Consider the following 15,674-nt stretch of genomic DNA (forward strand, 5'->3'; position numbering starts at 1 on the left):
CGCCCCAGGCACCCGCGCAGAGCGGGCAACTGGGGCGAATGTCCTCCTTAACCGTCTTACCGTCTTAACCGCGGCGGCGGTTGTTCATCAGGCGTTCAATCTCGGCACGCAATGCAGTCAGCTCGTTGCGCAGCTGGCGGCGCTCCTGCTTGGTCACGACACCGTCCGACTTGAAGGCGGCCTCATGGCGTTCAATCGAACGCTCACGGCTATGCAGCTTGGCGGCTTCGCGCCGGTTGATGTGGCCGGTGCGAACGCCTTCGTCAATGCGCTGGCTGGCGTTGTATTGGGCGTTGTCGATGCCGTTGGTGTTGTTATTGCCTTGCTGGCCCACTACTTCGCGGTTGGCGATCATGCGTTCGACTTCGGCACTCAGACCGTCCAGGTCGGAACGCAGTTGCTGGCGCTCCTGCGGCGTGGCGTTGCCGTTGGATTTGTATTGCGCCTCGCGCATCGCGATTTCACGGTCGCGGCGGTACAAAACCTGCGCTTCCGACGGCGTGATGCGGCCGGCAGACATGCCCTGCTGGATGCGCGCGCTGATGGCTTGCTGCGCCTGGTCTATACCGGGGGTGTTGGTGCCTTGCGCCATGGCCGGGGCAAGGCCCAGGCCGGCAAACAAGGCCGAGGCCAACAGAGAAAGGGTGAGCAATTTTGATTTCATGGAGGGTCTCCTGTGTTACCTGACATAGCCAGCGCCCAATGGGCAACCAGTCGTGACCGGGAGGAAATCCCGGCGCGGGCAGGCAGCTGTGGAGGCTGTTCCTGAAACGCTGGCTTTTAAGGACCTGGTGCGATTCAGTAAAGCCATTGTTGGCCCGGCCTTGTGGCCCGCATGTAAGGCAAACGGAGCTTTACCCTCTCATTACCTCGCGCTTACAAGGGGCCGAACGTTGCTCGGTGGCAGCAACCGGATCGGGACGGAAGGCAAGGCGGATGCGCGCCGCAGGGGACTTGTTCAGCGCTTCCTTGGCTCACGCGGCGGACGCGGCCCTTTGCGGCAACGCAATGGTCGCAGTGGGCAGCTGGTAGTTTCTATCATCGAACATGTCTATGCCGCACATCAACGACTCGGCCCAGTCAAAGAACTGGCCTATGGCCGGACCCGCCAGCGGCGCACCATGCTGCGGCACCAGCATGCGAATGTCTAGCTGCCGCGCCATGCGAACCCACAGGCGCATCACCTTGCTGGACACCATATAGCGACGGTGAAAACCTTCCATCAGGCGCAGGTGGCCCGCCGAGAGGTCGGTCACCGGCACCTGGGCATCGCGTCCCGAGGTGATGGAAACGCCAAGGTCTCCTGTGAAAAGAATGCGGCTGATCGGGTCGTAAAAGTGGAAGTTGCCTTCAGAGTGCAGGAAGTGGGCGGGCAACAGCCACAGCTCGCCGCGGCCCAGCGGCAGCCGTCCGCCGGCGTCGGCCACGCCGATCACACGGCCATCGGTTTTACCCACCTTGGTGAAGTGCGGCACAAAGCGCTCCCACACGCGCGAGATCACCAGTTGGGCTGGGGTGGAGGTCAGCCAGCGGTCCAGCGACGCAATGATGTCAGGGTCCGCATGCGAGGCAATGATGTAGGAAAGCTTTTGCGGGCTGAAATGGCGCGACATGCCCATAAAAAGCTCATTGAAAGCGAGGTTTCCACCGGGGTCGATTACCGCCCCCGTTCCGTTGTCCACGATGAGAAATTGATTTGCCTGCACGGCCTGGCGGTCCTCTTCGACGAGGTCGGTAAACATCAGGCAGGCGTGATTCTGGTCACGGTATAGCTCGATAGGCATGGGAAGGCTGGCACAACGCCAAGGTGAAAATCCCACTTTAAAAGACCTGCGTGCGGCGGTGTTTGATGCAGATCAAGCGCTGGCAAAATGCCCCGATACGCCCGGCCTAAAATCACGCCATGCCTTTTTCTTCCGATCACACCTTGCAACGCCGGTTGCTGCTGGCGGGTATGGCCTCGGCACTCGCACTGGGCGTGGGCTGCTCCAAAACTGCCAAGCCCCAGGGCACGGCCTTACCGAAAGAGGCGACCTTGCTGTGCCTGGGCGACTCGCTGACGTTTGGGTACGGCGCGCCGGACGGCGCCAGTTATCCGCAGCAACTGGAGCGACTGACCGGCCACGTGACGCAGAACGCGGGCATCAACGGCGACACGGCCGAGGGCGCGTTGGCAAGGCTACCGGCTTTGCTGCAGGAAAACACGCCGGGCCTGGTGCTGGTTTCTATTGGCGGCAACAACTTTCTGCGCAACATGCCGCTGGACGGCACACGAGCAGCCATCAAAAGCATTGTGCAGACTGCCGCCGCCGGCACGCAGGTGGTGTTGATCGCTCAACCCAAACCCGTTCTGCTGTCGGCCGCCACCGGTTCACTGAATGACCATGAGGTGTATGCCGACGTCGCGGCTGAAACCGGCACTGCGCTGTTTGCAGGCGGCTGGTCGTATGTGCTGTCGCGCAGCGAACTGCGCTCGGACCAGATTCACGCCAACGCCGAGGGGTACAAGGTCTTTGCCGAACGCCTGGCGACGTGGTTGCGCGACATGAAATTTGTGGCGTGATGCCTTGCCCGCAGGCGCTTCACACGGATTGGTTCTTTCTGCTCGCGGTGGTTTCCTGAAGGAACGCCTCATGCTTGCCCGGCACCTGAGTCAGGGCGTACACCGCAGCCTGCTCACGAATGGTGTTGCGGTCGCCCTTGAACTGGCGTGTTTCCGTGAAGAGTTTGTCGCCCTTCCCTTCACGGCCCGCAAACAGCCAGGCAAAGCATTGCGTCCCGGCGGGAATGTCGGGGTCGGTGTCGTCTGTGACGCCGGTGTTGGCGATGGCCACATTGGCAGGGCTCTTGTTCAGAGCGCCCCGCGCCATTTCTGTGGCAACCTCTTCGCTGGTGAGGTTGCACCGTGCCATTGTCTCTGCGCTCACGCCCACGCAACGCTGCTTGGCCTGGGGCGAATACACCACGTAAGCACATTCGAGCAAGGAACCAGCCCCGGGCACATCGGCCAGATGCGCAGCAATCAACCCGGCGGTACAGGACTCGGCCGTGGTCAGAACCAATGAGTGGCTTTTCATGTAAGCCGCGACGGCGCGCAGCTGGTTGTTGCCATGTTCGCGGGACGCTTCGCGAAAAGATGCGGAAAGAGAAAAAGAAGAGGAAGCGCTGAGGGCGCCCGCGGTATCACGGGTCATGCGCGGCGGAACAGACCTGAGGTCGTCGGGATGGGGTTCATGGCAATTACTGTGCGCCGCCCCACGGCAAAGAACGATGGCGCGCCACCGACGCGCTCTGTAGGAAGCCGGTGCAGGCAGACGCAGGACATATCTGAATTCTGATCAAAATTGATTTGGCGGTCTGCGCACCGCTATATTTTTAGGAGCTGGTTGCGCTTGCCATTGTTGGGCTGCAGCGTTAACCGCCCAAGTACGCATACCCTGAACGCTCGTGCGCTCGCCCAGGACGAGTCCGGAGTGCGCAACACGCCGCCTGACGGGTCACGCGCGGGTCAGCCGCAAGCCTCAGCCGTCGCCCAAGCCGATGGGCGCCGGCGCCTGCATGACGATGCGCGTGAACAGACGGTCGTACGCCGGGTCGGCGGCGTATTTGCCGGTCAGCGGGTCGCGATTTTGCTGGAAGGCAGCATCCAGCGCCTGCCAATCGGCATCGGTCAACACCTTTTCCGCCTCCGGCAGGATGACGGTTTCCTCCAGCCGCATGTGCTCAAGGTAGAACTTCACATAACGCTGGCACTGCACCTCGAATTCCGGTTTGCGTTGCTCACCCAGGAGCTCCCAGGCCAGCAGCAAGTGCTGCAGTTCTCGCACGGCCTTCTCGCCGCTCATGTGGTCACGCTCGAGTTGCTCCACGGTGGCCATGACCGACGGCGAGGAGCGCACCACACGCGGAAACAGCAGGTCCGACTCTTTGGGATGATGCAGGCGTTCCGGGAACTCATCAATGTAAAAAAGCATGGCCCGAAAGACGTCGAAAAACTGTTGCGCGCGATCACCCGGTCCGCGCGTCACCATCATCTGCATGGACCGCAGCATCGCGGAAAGGGAGGCGTGTTCATCAAGGATGATTTGCACGCTGGCATGTTTGTGAATGGCAGTCTCCGGCGGGGTAGGTGCCACCAAGAATGCCACCAAGCGCCACCCTGAACTTGACGAAGATCAAGCCATGCGGATTTTCTTTCCGGCATGGCCTGGGAACGCATATCAGCCCTGCCGCTGCCCATTTGAGGCGATGGCTTGATCTGCATCAAGGCCGTTTGGCGGCGGTCACCTAGAGTGGAACTGTTTCGTGCTCAAGGTTTGCCGCGTCAGCAGTGAATCGCCCGAGATGATCAGGAGATTCTCATGTTCAAACACATCCTTTTACCGATCGACGGATCGCCCGCTTCGGATCGGGCGATCGCACAGGCTCTGGCCTTCGCCAAGGACGCCCAGGCCAGGATCACGGGCTTGCACGTGATGCAGGAGTTTCACCTGCTGACCTACCAAGTCCAGATACTGGAAGAAACGCGGGACCAATTCACGAGGGAATGCCAGGCCCAGGCGGATGCATTCCTGTCCGCGCTGAAAAACGCCGCCGACAAGGCGGGCGTTCCTTGCGAAACCGTTTGCGTCGCAGGCGAGTATCCCTACGAAGTCATCGTCCGGATGGCGGACGGCAAAGCTTGCGACCTCATCGTGATGGCTTCGCACGGCCGCAAGGGCATCGCCGGTTTTCTTCTGGGCAGTGAAACCCAGAAGGTACTGGCCCACAGCAAAAAACCGGTGCTGGTGCTGCACTAAACGCTGCAGACCGCCCAAGCCCGGCTAATCGCGCGCAGCAGGGGACTTGTTTAGCGCTTTTCCTCAACCACTTTTCCCCAAGGACTCAACATGAACAAGAACGCAGGCACCGCCGACCGGGCGGTGCGCATCGTGGCAGGACTCGTCATTCTTGGCCTGTATTTTGTGGTGGACCCCGCTTACCGCTGGTGGGCGTTGCTGGGAGGGGTGCCGCTGCTGACGGGCTTGCTGGGTTGGTGCCCGGCGTACACGCTGCTCGGCATACGCACCTGTAAAACCGCCCCCAAGTGAGCCAGCGCAGACGCTGGTTTCAGGACTCGTCAGGCTGGTCGGAACGGGGCGGACGCGGGATTTTCTTGAACTTGATCAACCGGTTGGTCTCGATCTTGTCTTTCTTCACTTGTCGCTCGGCATCGAGCAGCTGGCCGGCGGCCAGCCATTCGGCGTACTCCGCCGGGGTTTCCAGTGTGATACGGCCCAGCGTGGCGCCTCGGAATTCGTAGATGACGATCTCGGCGGCTTTCTGCAGGTTGATGCGGCCTTTGCTAAGCACCGCGCCGCGCTTGCGGCCGATTTCTTCGAGCATCTGTTCGTCTGTCACGCCGGGCGTGACCTCGACCTTGTAGCGCGCCTCCAGCAGGCCGGGGTAGTGCTTGATCAGGTAGTCGAGCAGCTCAAGTGCGACTTCTTCCTCGTTGAAGGCATTGCGGCCAATGGCGCCACTGGCAGCCAGGTTGTAGCCGCTTTTGGCGACGATGATGCGCGGCCACAGCATGCCGGGCGTGTCCCACAGATAAAACCCGTCGGCCAGCACGAGCCGCTGCTCGACCTTGGTGATGCCGGCTTCGTCGCCGGTCTTGGTGGCGCGCTTGCCGGTCAGGGTGTTGATAAGGGTGGACTTGCCGACGTTGGGGATGCCGCAGATGAGCACACGCATGGGCTTGACCATGGTGCCTCGCGTGGGCGCCAGCGCATGGCAGGCATCAATCAGGCGCCGGGCCGGTGTGGTCTCGCTGGCGTCCAGCTCGATGGCGCGGGTGGCGGGCAGGCTGTTGTAGTGCTCCAGCCAGAGCGGGGTGCGGGCGGGGTCGGCCAGGTCACGCTTGTTGAGCACCTTGAGCGCGGGCTTCGAGCCGGTCAGTTCGGCCAGCATGGGGTTGGCGCTGGAGCCGGGCAGGCGCGCGTCAAGCAACTCAATGACGACATCAATTTCCTTGATGCGCTCACTGATGGCTTTTTTGGTCAGGTGCATGTGACCGGGAAACCACTGAATGGCCATCGGGGAATCTTTCTTGCTTGCTTGCTTGGATTCAGGGTCAGAGTCCTACAGACCCCGCGACCCCCGATTGTCGCCGCTGCGGGCCCGACCCGGCATGTGAAACCTCAGTGACCGCATGGCAAGGATATTTTGCTACGCACTGAAGGGAATGGTGCCGCCGCGAATTTAAGGACTTTTTAGCGGTATTAAGAAATTGTTAAGCGCCTGGTTTTGCGGCGCGCATAGCATCTGCCACCGCTGAAACCGGTTGACCTGCGATGTAGGACAATCAGGGGGTCCAGGCCTGTTGGCCGGACCGCGGGCGAACAGGGTGGCGTCACCTCAAAGCGCCCGCCCGAAGCATGTCGCCGGCGGCGGCCACCGCAACGGCCCCGGCCGGTTGCCCATCCCGCCTCACCCCAGCCCAATCACCCCAACACGAGCCCTCTTGCCATGCCCTTACCCGCCGCACCCGACCGTAAACCAACCGTTCCCGCCCGCCGGCAGGCCGCAGCCGACCTGAAGGCCAATAACGAACTCATGATCAAAGGCATTCTGTGTGTGCTGATTGGCCTGGGTGTGGTGGTCTCGCCTTACTTCATCACCTCGCCCGGTATGCAAAGCATCGTTGCGCGCTCATCGCTGGTGGGCTGGTTTGCCCTGGTGCTGGGTTGTGCATTCATTGGCCTTTACGTGCGCCGGCGCATGGCGGCTTCCGCCAAGTCCTGACACGCCTTTGATCGAAGGCCCATGCCCGAAAGCCCCGTTGATCACGACGCCGCGCTGGTGATCTTTCGCACCCTGCAGCAGCGCGCTGCTGCCGCCGGCGTCGGCTTGCGGCTGCCACCTCCTGCGCCCACTACCTGCTGCGGGCGCGGTTGCAATGGCTGCGTATGGGAAGCCTGGTACGGTGCGGTGGACTACTGGCGTGAAGAGGCGTTGCTGAAACTGCGGGTGGATTAGAGACCCTCTGTGAGGGTCCGCCGGGCCTGTTTTATTCAATTCCCATTGCCGGCGAATCGGCCCCAGAAGATGTAGAGTATTTCAACTCTTCCTCAACTCCCCCCCAACTCCTCCCAACTCCTCCCAATTCCTCCATGAGCCACTGCACAAAATGCTGTGTCTCTGGCGAAGGTTGGGGGGCCATGCCGAAATAGTGGCCAGTCAGCGGCAGCCGCAGTGCCGGCAAAGGGGATACCAGACGTCCTGAGGCCATGTCATGGACGATCAGGGATACCGGTGCCATGGCGAAACCCAGGCCGTCGACGGCGGCCTGCAGGACAAAATGCAGGTGATCAAACTGCAGGCAGCTGGCGGGCTTCAGCCCGGGCGCATTTACCTGTTTTTTCCAGCCCTCCCAGTCTTTGCTGCGCGATTTGGACAGCAGCAACACGTGAGACGCCAACGATTGTGGACTGGTCACGGGGCGGCTGGCGAAGAGTGCGGGAGACCCCACCACAAGCACTTCGTCTTCCAGAAAGGGTTGAACCTGCATTCCCGACGGCCAACCCCGGGTGCCCCGCCGAATGGCCAGGTCAAATTCATCGGTCGCCTTGTCAGGTGGCAAGGTGCTGGTCATGACTTGAGGTTCGATGTCGGGGTGTTTCGCCACAAAGCCCGGCAGCCTGGGGATCAGCCATCGAACTGCGAAGGTGGGCCTGACGTTGACTTTGACGCTGCGCAATGCAGCGCCACCCCGAAGCAATTCAGCCGCAGCACCAATTTGCTCCAGCGCTGGCCCGATCTGCGCGTGGAACTGGTGGCCGGCCGCCGTGAGCAGCACTTGCCGGGTTTTCCGCTCGAACAGGTCAACGCCCAGATGGGATTCCAGTGCCTTGATCTGCCGGCTGATCGCGCCGTGCGTGACGTGCAGTTCCAGGGCGGCCCGGGTAAAGCTCTGATGGCGCGCCGCCGCAGCAAAAGCGCGGACCGCGTTCAGAGGGGGCAAGCGGGGCAACATGCGTGCAATTTTCTCACACATACCGCGCAGCAATATGGTTTGTCAGCCCAGGCGCCACCGCGCACCATGCAGGCCATGCCACAACTCACTGCCTCTGATTTCGACCGCAACTCGCGCCATGCAGCCCTGGCACTGGGCTTGTCACTCCCGGGCGACACGGTGCTTTACCTGCTCCTGCCGATGTTCGCTCCCGCGTTTGGCATTAGCTTGTTTGAGGCTGGCATCTTGCTGGCCGCAAACCGTCTTGTGCGCATTGCAGGCTATGGCGCAGTAGCGAGGTTTTACGCGCACCATGGCGAGCGACTCACCTGCTCTTTGGCGGCTGTAGCGGCCGCTGTGTGTGCACTGGGTTACGCCACCCTCAGCGGGTTCATTGCCTTGCTGTGCCTGCGGCTTCTGTGGGGCCTGGCCTTTGCGGCGCTCAATCTGGCGACCCAGGCCCTGGCCACGGTCGAGCCGGCAGGGGCCGCGCGCCGGGCCGGGCGATCACGCGCCTTTGCAGCGCTGGGCCCCATGCTGGCCTTGCCGGCGGGTGGTGTGTGCGCTCTCTGGTTGGGCCCCCGGGTCATCTTCTTCGTGTTTGCGGTGCTTGCGTTGTCCGCCCTGTTGGCCACACGTCACTTGCCAGCCGTCCCGCATCCCGCGCCGCCGCCCGGAAAAAAGTGGAGCCGGTTTCCGGGCCGCCTTGATCGTTTTTCCTTCATAGAGGGGCTGGTGTTGGACGGACTGTTCATCATCGGTTTGTCCTACCTGGGCCGCGACCTGCTGCCGGGCAATCCGGTCATCGTGGCGGGTGTTCTGCTGTCGGTTCGCTACCTGGCGGAGATTGTCTTGAGCTCGGCGGGCGGCGACCTGGCGGAGCGATATGGCGCCGAAGTCCTGCTGGTCTGCCTTGCCGTGCTGACTTCTGTCGCGCTGGTGGGTTTTGGCTTGGGGTGGCTGTGGACCTGCGCGCTGGCCATTGTGATTTTGCGTGCCCTGCTGCTGCCGCTGTTGCCACCCCTGGTCGCGCTTCGCACCCCGGGGCCGGGCCGAATACAGGCCCTGGCCACACGGTCGATCTGGCGGGACCTGGGCGCCGGTGCCGGCCCGGTGCTGGCCGGCATGCTGTTGCCGATCGTGCCGTCCGCATGGATTTACGGCGTCGCGGCCCTTCTTCTGTCGGCCACCGCCATTGCCTGTTGGGCGCCGCGCAGCGATTAAATGCACACCGGCCACTACCGCCCTCCTTCCTTTCAACTTGCTCTGGAGAACTGCACTTGGATATTCACACCACGCTCATCCGCTGCGCCGGCGGCACGGTCGACTTGCCTGCCAGCCCCATGAACCACCGAAGTGACGGCGGGCACTTGCTCGTCAACCCACCGCGCCCCGTTTGGGAAAGAAGTGAACTGACGCCCGAAGAACTGGCCCGCTGGGCTTGCCTGGTGGCCGCCACCGGGCGGGCCATGCTCGACACATTGCCTCAACTTGCCGGAGGCTGCCTGAACTACTGGGAGGCCGGTAACAACGCGCTCAACCCGCTGGCCCATCCCCATGGGCCCAAAACCCCTGAGCTTCACCGGAAGATGCACCTGCATGTGTTTGGAAGAAGCCCACAGGCGGCCCACCCTGATTGGCGGTGGGGCGAACCTCCCCAGTTTCCGAAATTTGCGTTGTCACAAGCCTGGGCAGCGCAGTTCACCTGCCTGGAGGCCGATGAATGCGCCGCTGTTGGCGCGCGAATCCAGACCTTGCTGGACACGAGGTACGCGCTGGGTCTTGCGGCCTGAGGGTGTTCGCCCCCTCTTGTTGCGCGGCCCTTTTTGGTTTCCCTCTTTTGCAGGCGCAGTTACGCAAACACCATCCTCGCGTTACCAGCCGTTCACATAACGCGGCCAAACTGCCTGTGGCCGCACTCCATCTGGTGGTGGATCCGCTGGCCGGTTCCGGGGCGGCGCAAACCACACCGGGTGAACGACGCGGGCCGTCGCCGGGCGCACCGCCTGCCGGCATGGGGGGGGCCCGGGAAGCGGCAAGCCGCTGGATGCGGCCGCCCGCCTCTCTCTGTTGGTGCCGGGCAAACCAAAGCACTGACCCCCGCGGAATGCTACTTATTTGATAGCTGCTTGCGCTCGCCAGTACTGGGCTGGGAGGCGATTTTATTAAATGGTGACGGCCTCGCGGCCGGGCATGCCCAGGCGTTCAGCCGACACATATTGCTGGCGGTACACCTCGAACGGCATGGTGTCCGAAGCTTCGATCTTCTTTTGTTCCTGGATGGAAGCCTCGGTCAGGGCGGCGAAGCGGACGAGCTGGTCGGCGGACAGCGGCAGGGCCTGCAAAACGCCCTGCGTCTTTTCAGACTGGGCGCGCGTGAATCCGATAAAGGAGTTGTCGTGGCCGGCGGCCATGGCGGCCAGAACGCGGGCCGAAGGCAATGTGCCGGGGTCAAGCAGCGCGGCGCTGGCGGAACTCAGGGTGTCGCTGTATTGCGTGCCGCCATGCACGGCGTCCAGTGCCGTGGCGATGGGCCCGCACTGGGCCACTATTTCGGCGGCCCATGCCGTCAGCGTGACCTCATGGCCGCCGCGCTTGAGTTTGAGGCCCGGCTCGCGCCCTCGTGCCGCCGTCTGGTGCTGGTTGTGCTTGAGCTCGGCGATCTCCTGCGGCGTGTCCTTCGGGCTGTCTGACAGCAGGCAGTGCAGCAGGAACACGTCGAGAAAACGCATGGTCTTCGCATTGATGCCCACCGGCTCGAAAGGGTCCAGGTCCATCAACCGCACTTCGATGTATTCAACACCGCGCTCGCGCAGCGCATGCAGCGGCCGCTCGCCGGGGTAAATCACGCGCTTGGGGCGGATGGTGCCGTAAAACTCGTTTTCAATCTGCAGCAGCGTGGTGGCCAGCTGGTTGTAGTCGCCGCCGGGGTTGCGTATGTCCACCGCCTCATAGGCGGGGTACGGCCGCGTGAGCGCGTCCTGAAGCGAGGCGCCATAGCCGTCAAGGCTGTTGTAGCTCACGGCAAGCGAGGCCTGTGCATCGCTCTGGTAACCCAGCCGCCCCATGCGCAGCGACGTACCGTAAGGCATGTACATGGTGCTGTCGCTCAGGGTTTGCAGCTCATGCTGGCGCCCCTCGACAAAGGTGGAGCACACGGCCGGCGAAGCGCCAAAGAGGTACAGCAGCAAAAAAGCCTGGCGGCGAAAGTTGCGGATCAGCGCGAAGTATTCTTCGCTGCTCACGCCGGGCAACGACCAGTTGTAGTGAATGCCCGAGATCGTCTGCATGCGCCGGCCATAGCGGTGCGACAGGCCCATGCGGTAAACGCTCTTGGCTCGCCCGACATTGGAGGAGCCAAAGCGCGCGATGGGAATGGTTTCGTCGGTCGGCAGACCACACGGCATGCTCGACACCCAGAGCATTTCGTCGCCGACTTCCTGCATGCTGCGGTAAGTGAACTGGTGCAGCTCGGTCAACTCCTGCAGCGTGGCCTCAGGGCTGGGGTGGGCGGCGGTGACGAGTTCGACCTGCGATTCGCTGAAGTCCGTGGTGATGCCGGGGTGCGTCAGGGCCGAGCCGAGGGCCGCGGGGTGCGGCGTGAGGGCCAGGCCGCCGCCGGGTTTGGCACGCAGGCTTTCCTTCTCGATTCCGCGGCGCATGCCTTTGAGACGGTCTGGAGTGAGCGCTGTCAGGCGGCCCTGTAACGCGCCGGCGCGTGCCTGCAACTTGGTCATATCGTCATTCCCCCAGAGTCTTGAATTGGCGTGGAAGTTATCACAGCATGGCGCTTTGCGCTGGCGCATTGGGGCTTGTCAGCACAACCCGGGTGGGTCTGCCGCGGGGGCTGCGCACGTTGCCTGGATTTGCGCCATGCGCCGTATTTCGCGCAGAAATCCACGCTTTCGCTCGCTGAATGTGGAAAGCGAGCGACGCCGCCCCGCAACTTGCCGACATTCCCTTGACTTGTCAGACAAGCTGGACGACGATAAAAAACATTACGTAACATTGCGGTCTCTTTCTTCGATTTCCTTCTGACACGGCCCCTTTCTCGGGTGCGTGGGTAGAGGAAGCGTAAGAATCCAGCAAAAAAAAAATGAAAAAATTGATAGCCAGCCTGTTCGGCAGTCCGTCCCCTGCAGCCTCGTCCAAACGCCCAGGTTCGTCCAGTCGGGACAACCCGCTGACCATTGAGGACGGTTCGGACAATGCCACGCGCCGCCAGCTGGTCCAGGTGCTGCTGCGCGATGCGATGCGCAAATACGGCATTCCCCCGCGCTGGATCGACTGCCAGATGCTGCTGGTGTCCAGCCGCAGCCGAGGGCCCGGCATGTATGTGCGCCTGGTGGTACGGCAATGGGATGACCGCCTGATGAAGTACGCCTTTGCGTTCCAGAACGCCCTGATGGCGGAAATCACCCACTTTGAACCCGGCGCCACCCAATGGCTGCACGGAATTTCGTGGCAACTGGACGTGGCGGACACCTGCCCGAACCCGACCATGCCCGACAAAACGTTTTGGGCTGATCCGGTCCGACCACCGGCGGCTCGCCCCTCCCGCGCCGCGCCCCTGTCGCCCACTCCCGCTACAGCCGCCGCGGCCGTTGGCGCCGCCACTGCTCCCGCATCGGCGGCGACCACGGCCGCGCCTGCCGCGCCAAGCCAACCGGCTCCCATGGCGATGCAAGCCTCGCCCACCGTGCCCGATCCCGAAGCCATGAAAGATCTGGAACGCCTTTTCCGCATCCGCGACCAGGAACTGGGCCCGTCAGAAGGGAACGTCGCCGCGGGCTATGAACCCACAAGGCCTTCCCCGCTCTGAGAGGACGACAGGCCGCGCCCCACAGGCCGTTTAGCTGCCGCAAGGCGCTTGCTGGTGTACGCTAGCGCCGATGCAATCTCCCCTCCCGACACCGGCGGCCGCGGCGCAAGACGCCACCCTTCTTATCGATTCACGCTATGCCGTGATGCGGCTGATCGTCACCCTGGCCCTGATGACTGTCGGCGCCAGCGGCATGTACGTGGTGTCCGTGGTGCTGCCGGCCGTGCAGGCCGAGTTCGGTGTGTCACGGGCCGATGCGTCCCTGCCCTATACCTTTTTGATGATCGGCTTCGGCGTCGGCGGCGTGCTGATGGGCCGCCTGGCCGACCGTTTCGGTGTGATGGTTCCACTGCTGATCGGTGCGGCCGCCCTGGGACTGGGCTTCGCCCTGGCGGCCATGGCCGGCAACATCTGGATGTTCTCGCTGGCCCATGGCCTGCTGATCGGGTTTCTCGGCTCCGCTGCCACTTTTGCGCCGCTGCTGGCTGACACCTCGCTGTGGTTTGTACGGCGGCGCGGCTTTGCCGTGGCGGTGTGCGCCAGCGGCAACTACCTGGGAGGCGCTATCTGGCCGCCCATCGTGCAGCATTTCATCGAAACCGTGGGCTGGCGCCAAAGCTACCTGTGGCTGGGCCTTTTCAGTTTTGTCACCATGACGGCGCTGGCGCTGCTGATGCGCAAGCGCCCGCCGGTCGCCGTGGCCTCGGCGGTGGGCAACAGCGGCGCAGTGGCCACCACCAGCGACCGGCCGTTCGGGCTGCCGGTCGGCACGGCGCAAATGCTGCTGTGCGTGGCCGGGGTGGCCTGCTGCGTCGCCATGGCCATGCCGCAGGTGCACATCGTGTCGTACTGCACCGACCTGGGCTACGGCGCTGCGCGCGGCGCCGAAATGCTGTCGCTGATGCTGGCCTGCGGCGTCGTCAGCCGGCTGGTGTCGGGCGCGATCTGCGACCGCATCGGCGGGCTGCGCACGCTGATGCTGGGCTCGGTCCTGCAGGGCATTGCGCTGCTGCTGTTTTTGCCCTTTGACGGGCTGGTGTCGCTCTACCTCATTGCCGCGCTGTTCGGATTGTTCCAGGGAGGCATCGTGCCGGCCTACGCCATCATCGTGCGCGAATACTTCAAGCCCGCCGAAGCTGGCGCGCGTGTGGGCACCGTCATCATGGCCACGCTGCTGGGCATGGCGCTGGGCGGCTGGATGTCGGGCAAGGTGTTTGACCTGACGGGCTCCTACAACGCCGCCTTTCTCAACGGGATTGCGTGGAACCTGCTGAATTTCAGCATTGCGTTTTTCCTGCTGTGGCGGGTACGCAAGGCGGTGCGGCTGAAGCTGGCGGCGCGGCCCGCCTGAGGCACGTCAATTGCTATTATTTTGATAGCTGGTCGCGCACGTCTAGCACGGGCTACGGCCATTTTTTGTTTGAAAACTGCCTGATTTTTCTCAGGCGAGCACCTTGCGCAGCCACTGCGCCAGGTCGGTGATTTCCTGCGGGCACACCGAATGCTCCATCGCATACTCATGCCACTCGACGGGGTAGCCCATGGCGTTGAGCGCATCGCGGGTTGCGGTGGCTCGCGGCAACGCCACCACGCCGTCGCGCGTGCCGTGGGCGAGAAAGATCGGCACGTCCTGGTTGGCGGCGCTGCGTTCGGCGGCTGTTTTGTCGGCCAGTGGCAAATAGCCCGACAAGCCGGCAATGCCAGCCAGCCGCTCGCCGTGGCGCAGGCCCGTCATGAGCGCCATGGCGCAGCCCTGTGAAAACCCCGCCACCACAATGCGACTGGCGGGAATGCCGCGCGACTTTTCCCGCGCAATCAGCGCCTCGATGTCGGCTTGCGACTTGCGCAGCCCGGCTTCATCCTGCCGGCTCACCAGGTCCGCACCCAACAGGTCGTACCACGCCGGCATGACATAGCCGCCGTTGATGGTGACCGGGATGCTGGGTGCGCTGGGAAACAGGAAACGCACATCACCCACACCGGACAAATCCAGCTGTTCGGCAACGGGCAGGAAGTCCCGCCCATCCGCCCCCAGACCATGCATGATGAGAACCGTGGCAACGGGGTTGTCGCCCGTCTGGGCTTCAATAACTTCAAGAGACATGGGCGACGATCCAATGGGTTAGATGACAAACGATAGAGCGGTTGGCGCTGCCGGCATGCAGTTGCAAGCAAACCGGTCGGTGAATTTTAGGCGCGTCTTTGGGGCCTTCTTTTCACACCCCCGGTCTCTCCTGAGTGCCTTCATTCTTTGATGACCGCCCAGCCTAAAGCCGACCCGCAAACGCTGGTTTAGCGCGGCGGCTGACGATCCATGCAAAAAATCTGTACGGTGAGGACGTCAACCATCATGGTTAAGAGCAAGAAAACTAACAGGAGCATGCCGAAATGAACACACTGATTCACCGAGCCGCATTGGCGACCCTTCTAGGTGCGCTGACGGCGGGCAGCGCGTTCGCGCAGGCCAGCTCGCCACTGCCTCCGGTACGCAGCAGCGGCTCGGTCCAATACCTCAGTGGCGGCATAGGGGTTGACGAATCCGCCGCGATACGCAGCGCCAGCGCCCAATGGCCGTTGACGCTCGAATTCGCCATCAAGGGCAGGCAGCGTGCGGATTTCGCCGCCGACGTGACGGTACGCGTACGTGATACCCGCGGCCAGGACGTGCTTCAAGCCACCTCGGAAGGGCCCTTCCTGCTGGCAAGGCTCGCACCTGGCAGCTATACGGTGGAGGCCACCCTGGGCGGGCAGACTCTGCAGCGGAAAGTGGAGGTGAAGTCGGGGCAATCTGCCAAAGAGGTGTTCCTCTGGGCTGCGGATGCCGACAAAACGCGGCCTTGAGGCAAGGAGGGAAGC

Annotated in this window: 19 protein-coding genes; 10 read left to right on the top strand and 9 right to left on the bottom strand. The window is 63.0% G+C overall.

The genetic code is table 11. The annotated features are described in order from the left end of the window. Positions 1-64: 64 nt before the first annotated feature. Complete coding sequence (locus ABI546_RS13110) at positions 65-664, bottom strand: hypothetical protein (RefSeq protein ID WP_348047024.1); 600 nt, start codon at positions 662-664, stop codon at positions 65-67. A 310-nt stretch (positions 665-974) separates the two neighbouring features. Beyond that, positions 975-1,784, bottom strand: a complete 810-nt coding sequence (locus ABI546_RS13115; RefSeq protein WP_348047025.1) for an MBL fold metallo-hydrolase — start codon at positions 1,782-1,784, stop codon at positions 975-977. A gap of 119 nt (positions 1,785-1,903) precedes the next feature. Here ABI546_RS13115 and ABI546_RS13120 point away from each other — a divergent pair, with 119 nt between their 5' ends. Beyond that, entirely contained in the window at positions 1,904-2,563 is a 660-nt protein-coding gene (locus ABI546_RS13120; RefSeq protein WP_348047026.1) for a GDSL-type esterase/lipase family protein, read from the top strand. 19 nt (positions 2,564-2,582) lie between these two features. Here the strand turns inward: ABI546_RS13120 and ABI546_RS13125 are convergent, their stop codons facing one another. The 3 genes from ABI546_RS13125 to ABI546_RS13135 all read right to left on the bottom strand — a co-directional run bounded on the left by ABI546_RS13125 (position 2,583) and on the right by ABI546_RS13135 (position 4,091). Next, complete coding sequence (locus ABI546_RS13125; protein ID WP_348047027.1) at positions 2,583-3,194, bottom strand: CinA family protein; 612 nt, start codon at positions 3,192-3,194, stop codon at positions 2,583-2,585. Beyond that, positions 3,191-3,325 carry a hypothetical protein gene (locus ABI546_RS13130; protein WP_348047028.1) on the bottom strand — a complete coding sequence of 45 codons (135 nt, stop codon included), beginning with the start codon at positions 3,323-3,325 and terminating at the stop codon, positions 3,191-3,193. Before ABI546_RS13130 ends, ABI546_RS13125 begins: the two co-directional genes overlap by 4 nt. Positions 3,326-3,521: 196 nt before the next feature. Beyond that, positions 3,522-4,091, bottom strand: coding sequence for a hemerythrin domain-containing protein (locus ABI546_RS13135; RefSeq protein ID WP_348047029.1), 570 nt, complete (start codon positions 4,089-4,091; stop codon positions 3,522-3,524). Positions 4,092-4,361: 270 nt separating this feature from the next. On the opposite strand from ABI546_RS13135, the gene ABI546_RS13140 reads away from it, so the two are divergent. Next, a complete protein-coding gene (locus ABI546_RS13140) occupies positions 4,362-4,799 on the top strand; it encodes a universal stress protein (RefSeq protein WP_348047030.1) in 438 nt (145 codons plus the stop codon). A gap of 90 nt (positions 4,800-4,889) precedes the next feature. After that, positions 4,890-5,090: a DUF2892 domain-containing protein gene (locus ABI546_RS13145; RefSeq protein WP_348047031.1), complete on the top strand. Its 201-nt coding sequence runs from the start codon at positions 4,890-4,892 to the stop codon at positions 5,088-5,090. Positions 5,091-5,109: 19 nt separating this feature from the next. Here ABI546_RS13145 and ylqF read toward each other — a convergent pair whose 3' ends face one another. Further along, on the bottom strand, positions 5,110-6,078 hold the full coding sequence (ylqF, locus tag ABI546_RS13150) for a ribosome biogenesis GTPase YlqF (protein ID WP_348047032.1): 969 nt from the start codon (positions 6,076-6,078) through the stop codon (positions 5,110-5,112). A 432-nt stretch (positions 6,079-6,510) separates the two neighbouring features. Between ylqF and ABI546_RS13155 the strand changes: the two genes are divergently transcribed. Next, complete coding sequence (locus ABI546_RS13155) at positions 6,511-6,786, top strand: hypothetical protein (RefSeq protein ID WP_348047033.1); 276 nt, start codon at positions 6,511-6,513, stop codon at positions 6,784-6,786. Between the two features lie 21 nt (positions 6,787-6,807). After that, on the top strand, positions 6,808-7,020 hold the full coding sequence (locus ABI546_RS13160; protein WP_348047034.1) for an oxidoreductase-like domain-containing protein: 213 nt from the start codon (positions 6,808-6,810) through the stop codon (positions 7,018-7,020). 31 nt (positions 7,021-7,051) lie between these two features. Here the strand turns inward: ABI546_RS13160 and gcvA are convergent, their stop codons facing one another. Further along, positions 7,052-8,017 carry a transcriptional regulator GcvA gene (gene gcvA / locus ABI546_RS13165; RefSeq protein ID WP_348047035.1) on the bottom strand — a complete coding sequence of 322 codons (966 nt, stop codon included), beginning with the start codon at positions 8,015-8,017 and terminating at the stop codon, positions 7,052-7,054. Positions 8,018-8,083: 66 nt separating this feature from the next. On the opposite strand from gcvA, the gene ABI546_RS13170 reads away from it, so the two are divergent. Together ABI546_RS13170 and ABI546_RS13175 are read left to right on the top strand one after the other, a co-directional pair. Continuing rightward, on the top strand, positions 8,084-9,220 hold the full coding sequence (locus ABI546_RS13170) for an MFS transporter (protein WP_348047036.1): 1,137 nt from the start codon (positions 8,084-8,086) through the stop codon (positions 9,218-9,220). A gap of 56 nt (positions 9,221-9,276) precedes the next feature. After that, the gene (locus tag ABI546_RS13175; RefSeq protein ID WP_348047037.1) at positions 9,277-9,789 is read left to right on the top strand and encodes a hypothetical protein; all 513 of its coding nucleotides are present in this window, start codon (positions 9,277-9,279) and stop codon (positions 9,787-9,789) included. A gap of 372 nt (positions 9,790-10,161) precedes the next feature. Here ABI546_RS13175 and gshA read toward each other — a convergent pair whose 3' ends face one another. Further along, on the bottom strand, positions 10,162-11,733 hold the full coding sequence (gshA, locus tag ABI546_RS13180; protein ID WP_348047038.1) for a glutamate--cysteine ligase: 1,572 nt from the start codon (positions 11,731-11,733) through the stop codon (positions 10,162-10,164). Between the two features lie 359 nt (positions 11,734-12,092). On the opposite strand from gshA, the gene ABI546_RS13185 reads away from it, so the two are divergent. Further along, positions 12,093-12,818, top strand: a complete 726-nt coding sequence (locus ABI546_RS13185) for a hypothetical protein (RefSeq protein ID WP_348047039.1) — start codon at positions 12,093-12,095, stop codon at positions 12,816-12,818. Positions 12,819-12,888: 70 nt separating this feature from the next. Then, positions 12,889-14,169 carry an MFS transporter gene (locus ABI546_RS13190; RefSeq protein WP_348047040.1) on the top strand — a complete coding sequence of 427 codons (1,281 nt, stop codon included), beginning with the start codon at positions 12,889-12,891 and terminating at the stop codon, positions 14,167-14,169. A 90-nt stretch (positions 14,170-14,259) separates the two neighbouring features. Here the strand turns inward: ABI546_RS13190 and ABI546_RS13195 are convergent, their stop codons facing one another. Further along, complete coding sequence (locus tag ABI546_RS13195) at positions 14,260-14,922, bottom strand: alpha/beta hydrolase (protein WP_348047041.1); 663 nt, start codon at positions 14,920-14,922, stop codon at positions 14,260-14,262. 284 nt (positions 14,923-15,206) lie between these two features. Between ABI546_RS13195 and ABI546_RS13200 the strand changes: the two genes are divergently transcribed. Beyond that, positions 15,207-15,659, top strand: a complete 453-nt coding sequence (locus tag ABI546_RS13200) for a carboxypeptidase regulatory-like domain-containing protein (protein WP_348047042.1) — start codon at positions 15,207-15,209, stop codon at positions 15,657-15,659. Positions 15,660-15,674: the final 15 nt, after the last annotated feature.

This window comes from Polaromonas sp. (genome assembly GCF_039932935.1).
GTDB lineage: Bacteria > Pseudomonadota > Gammaproteobacteria > Burkholderiales > Burkholderiaceae_C > Polaromonas.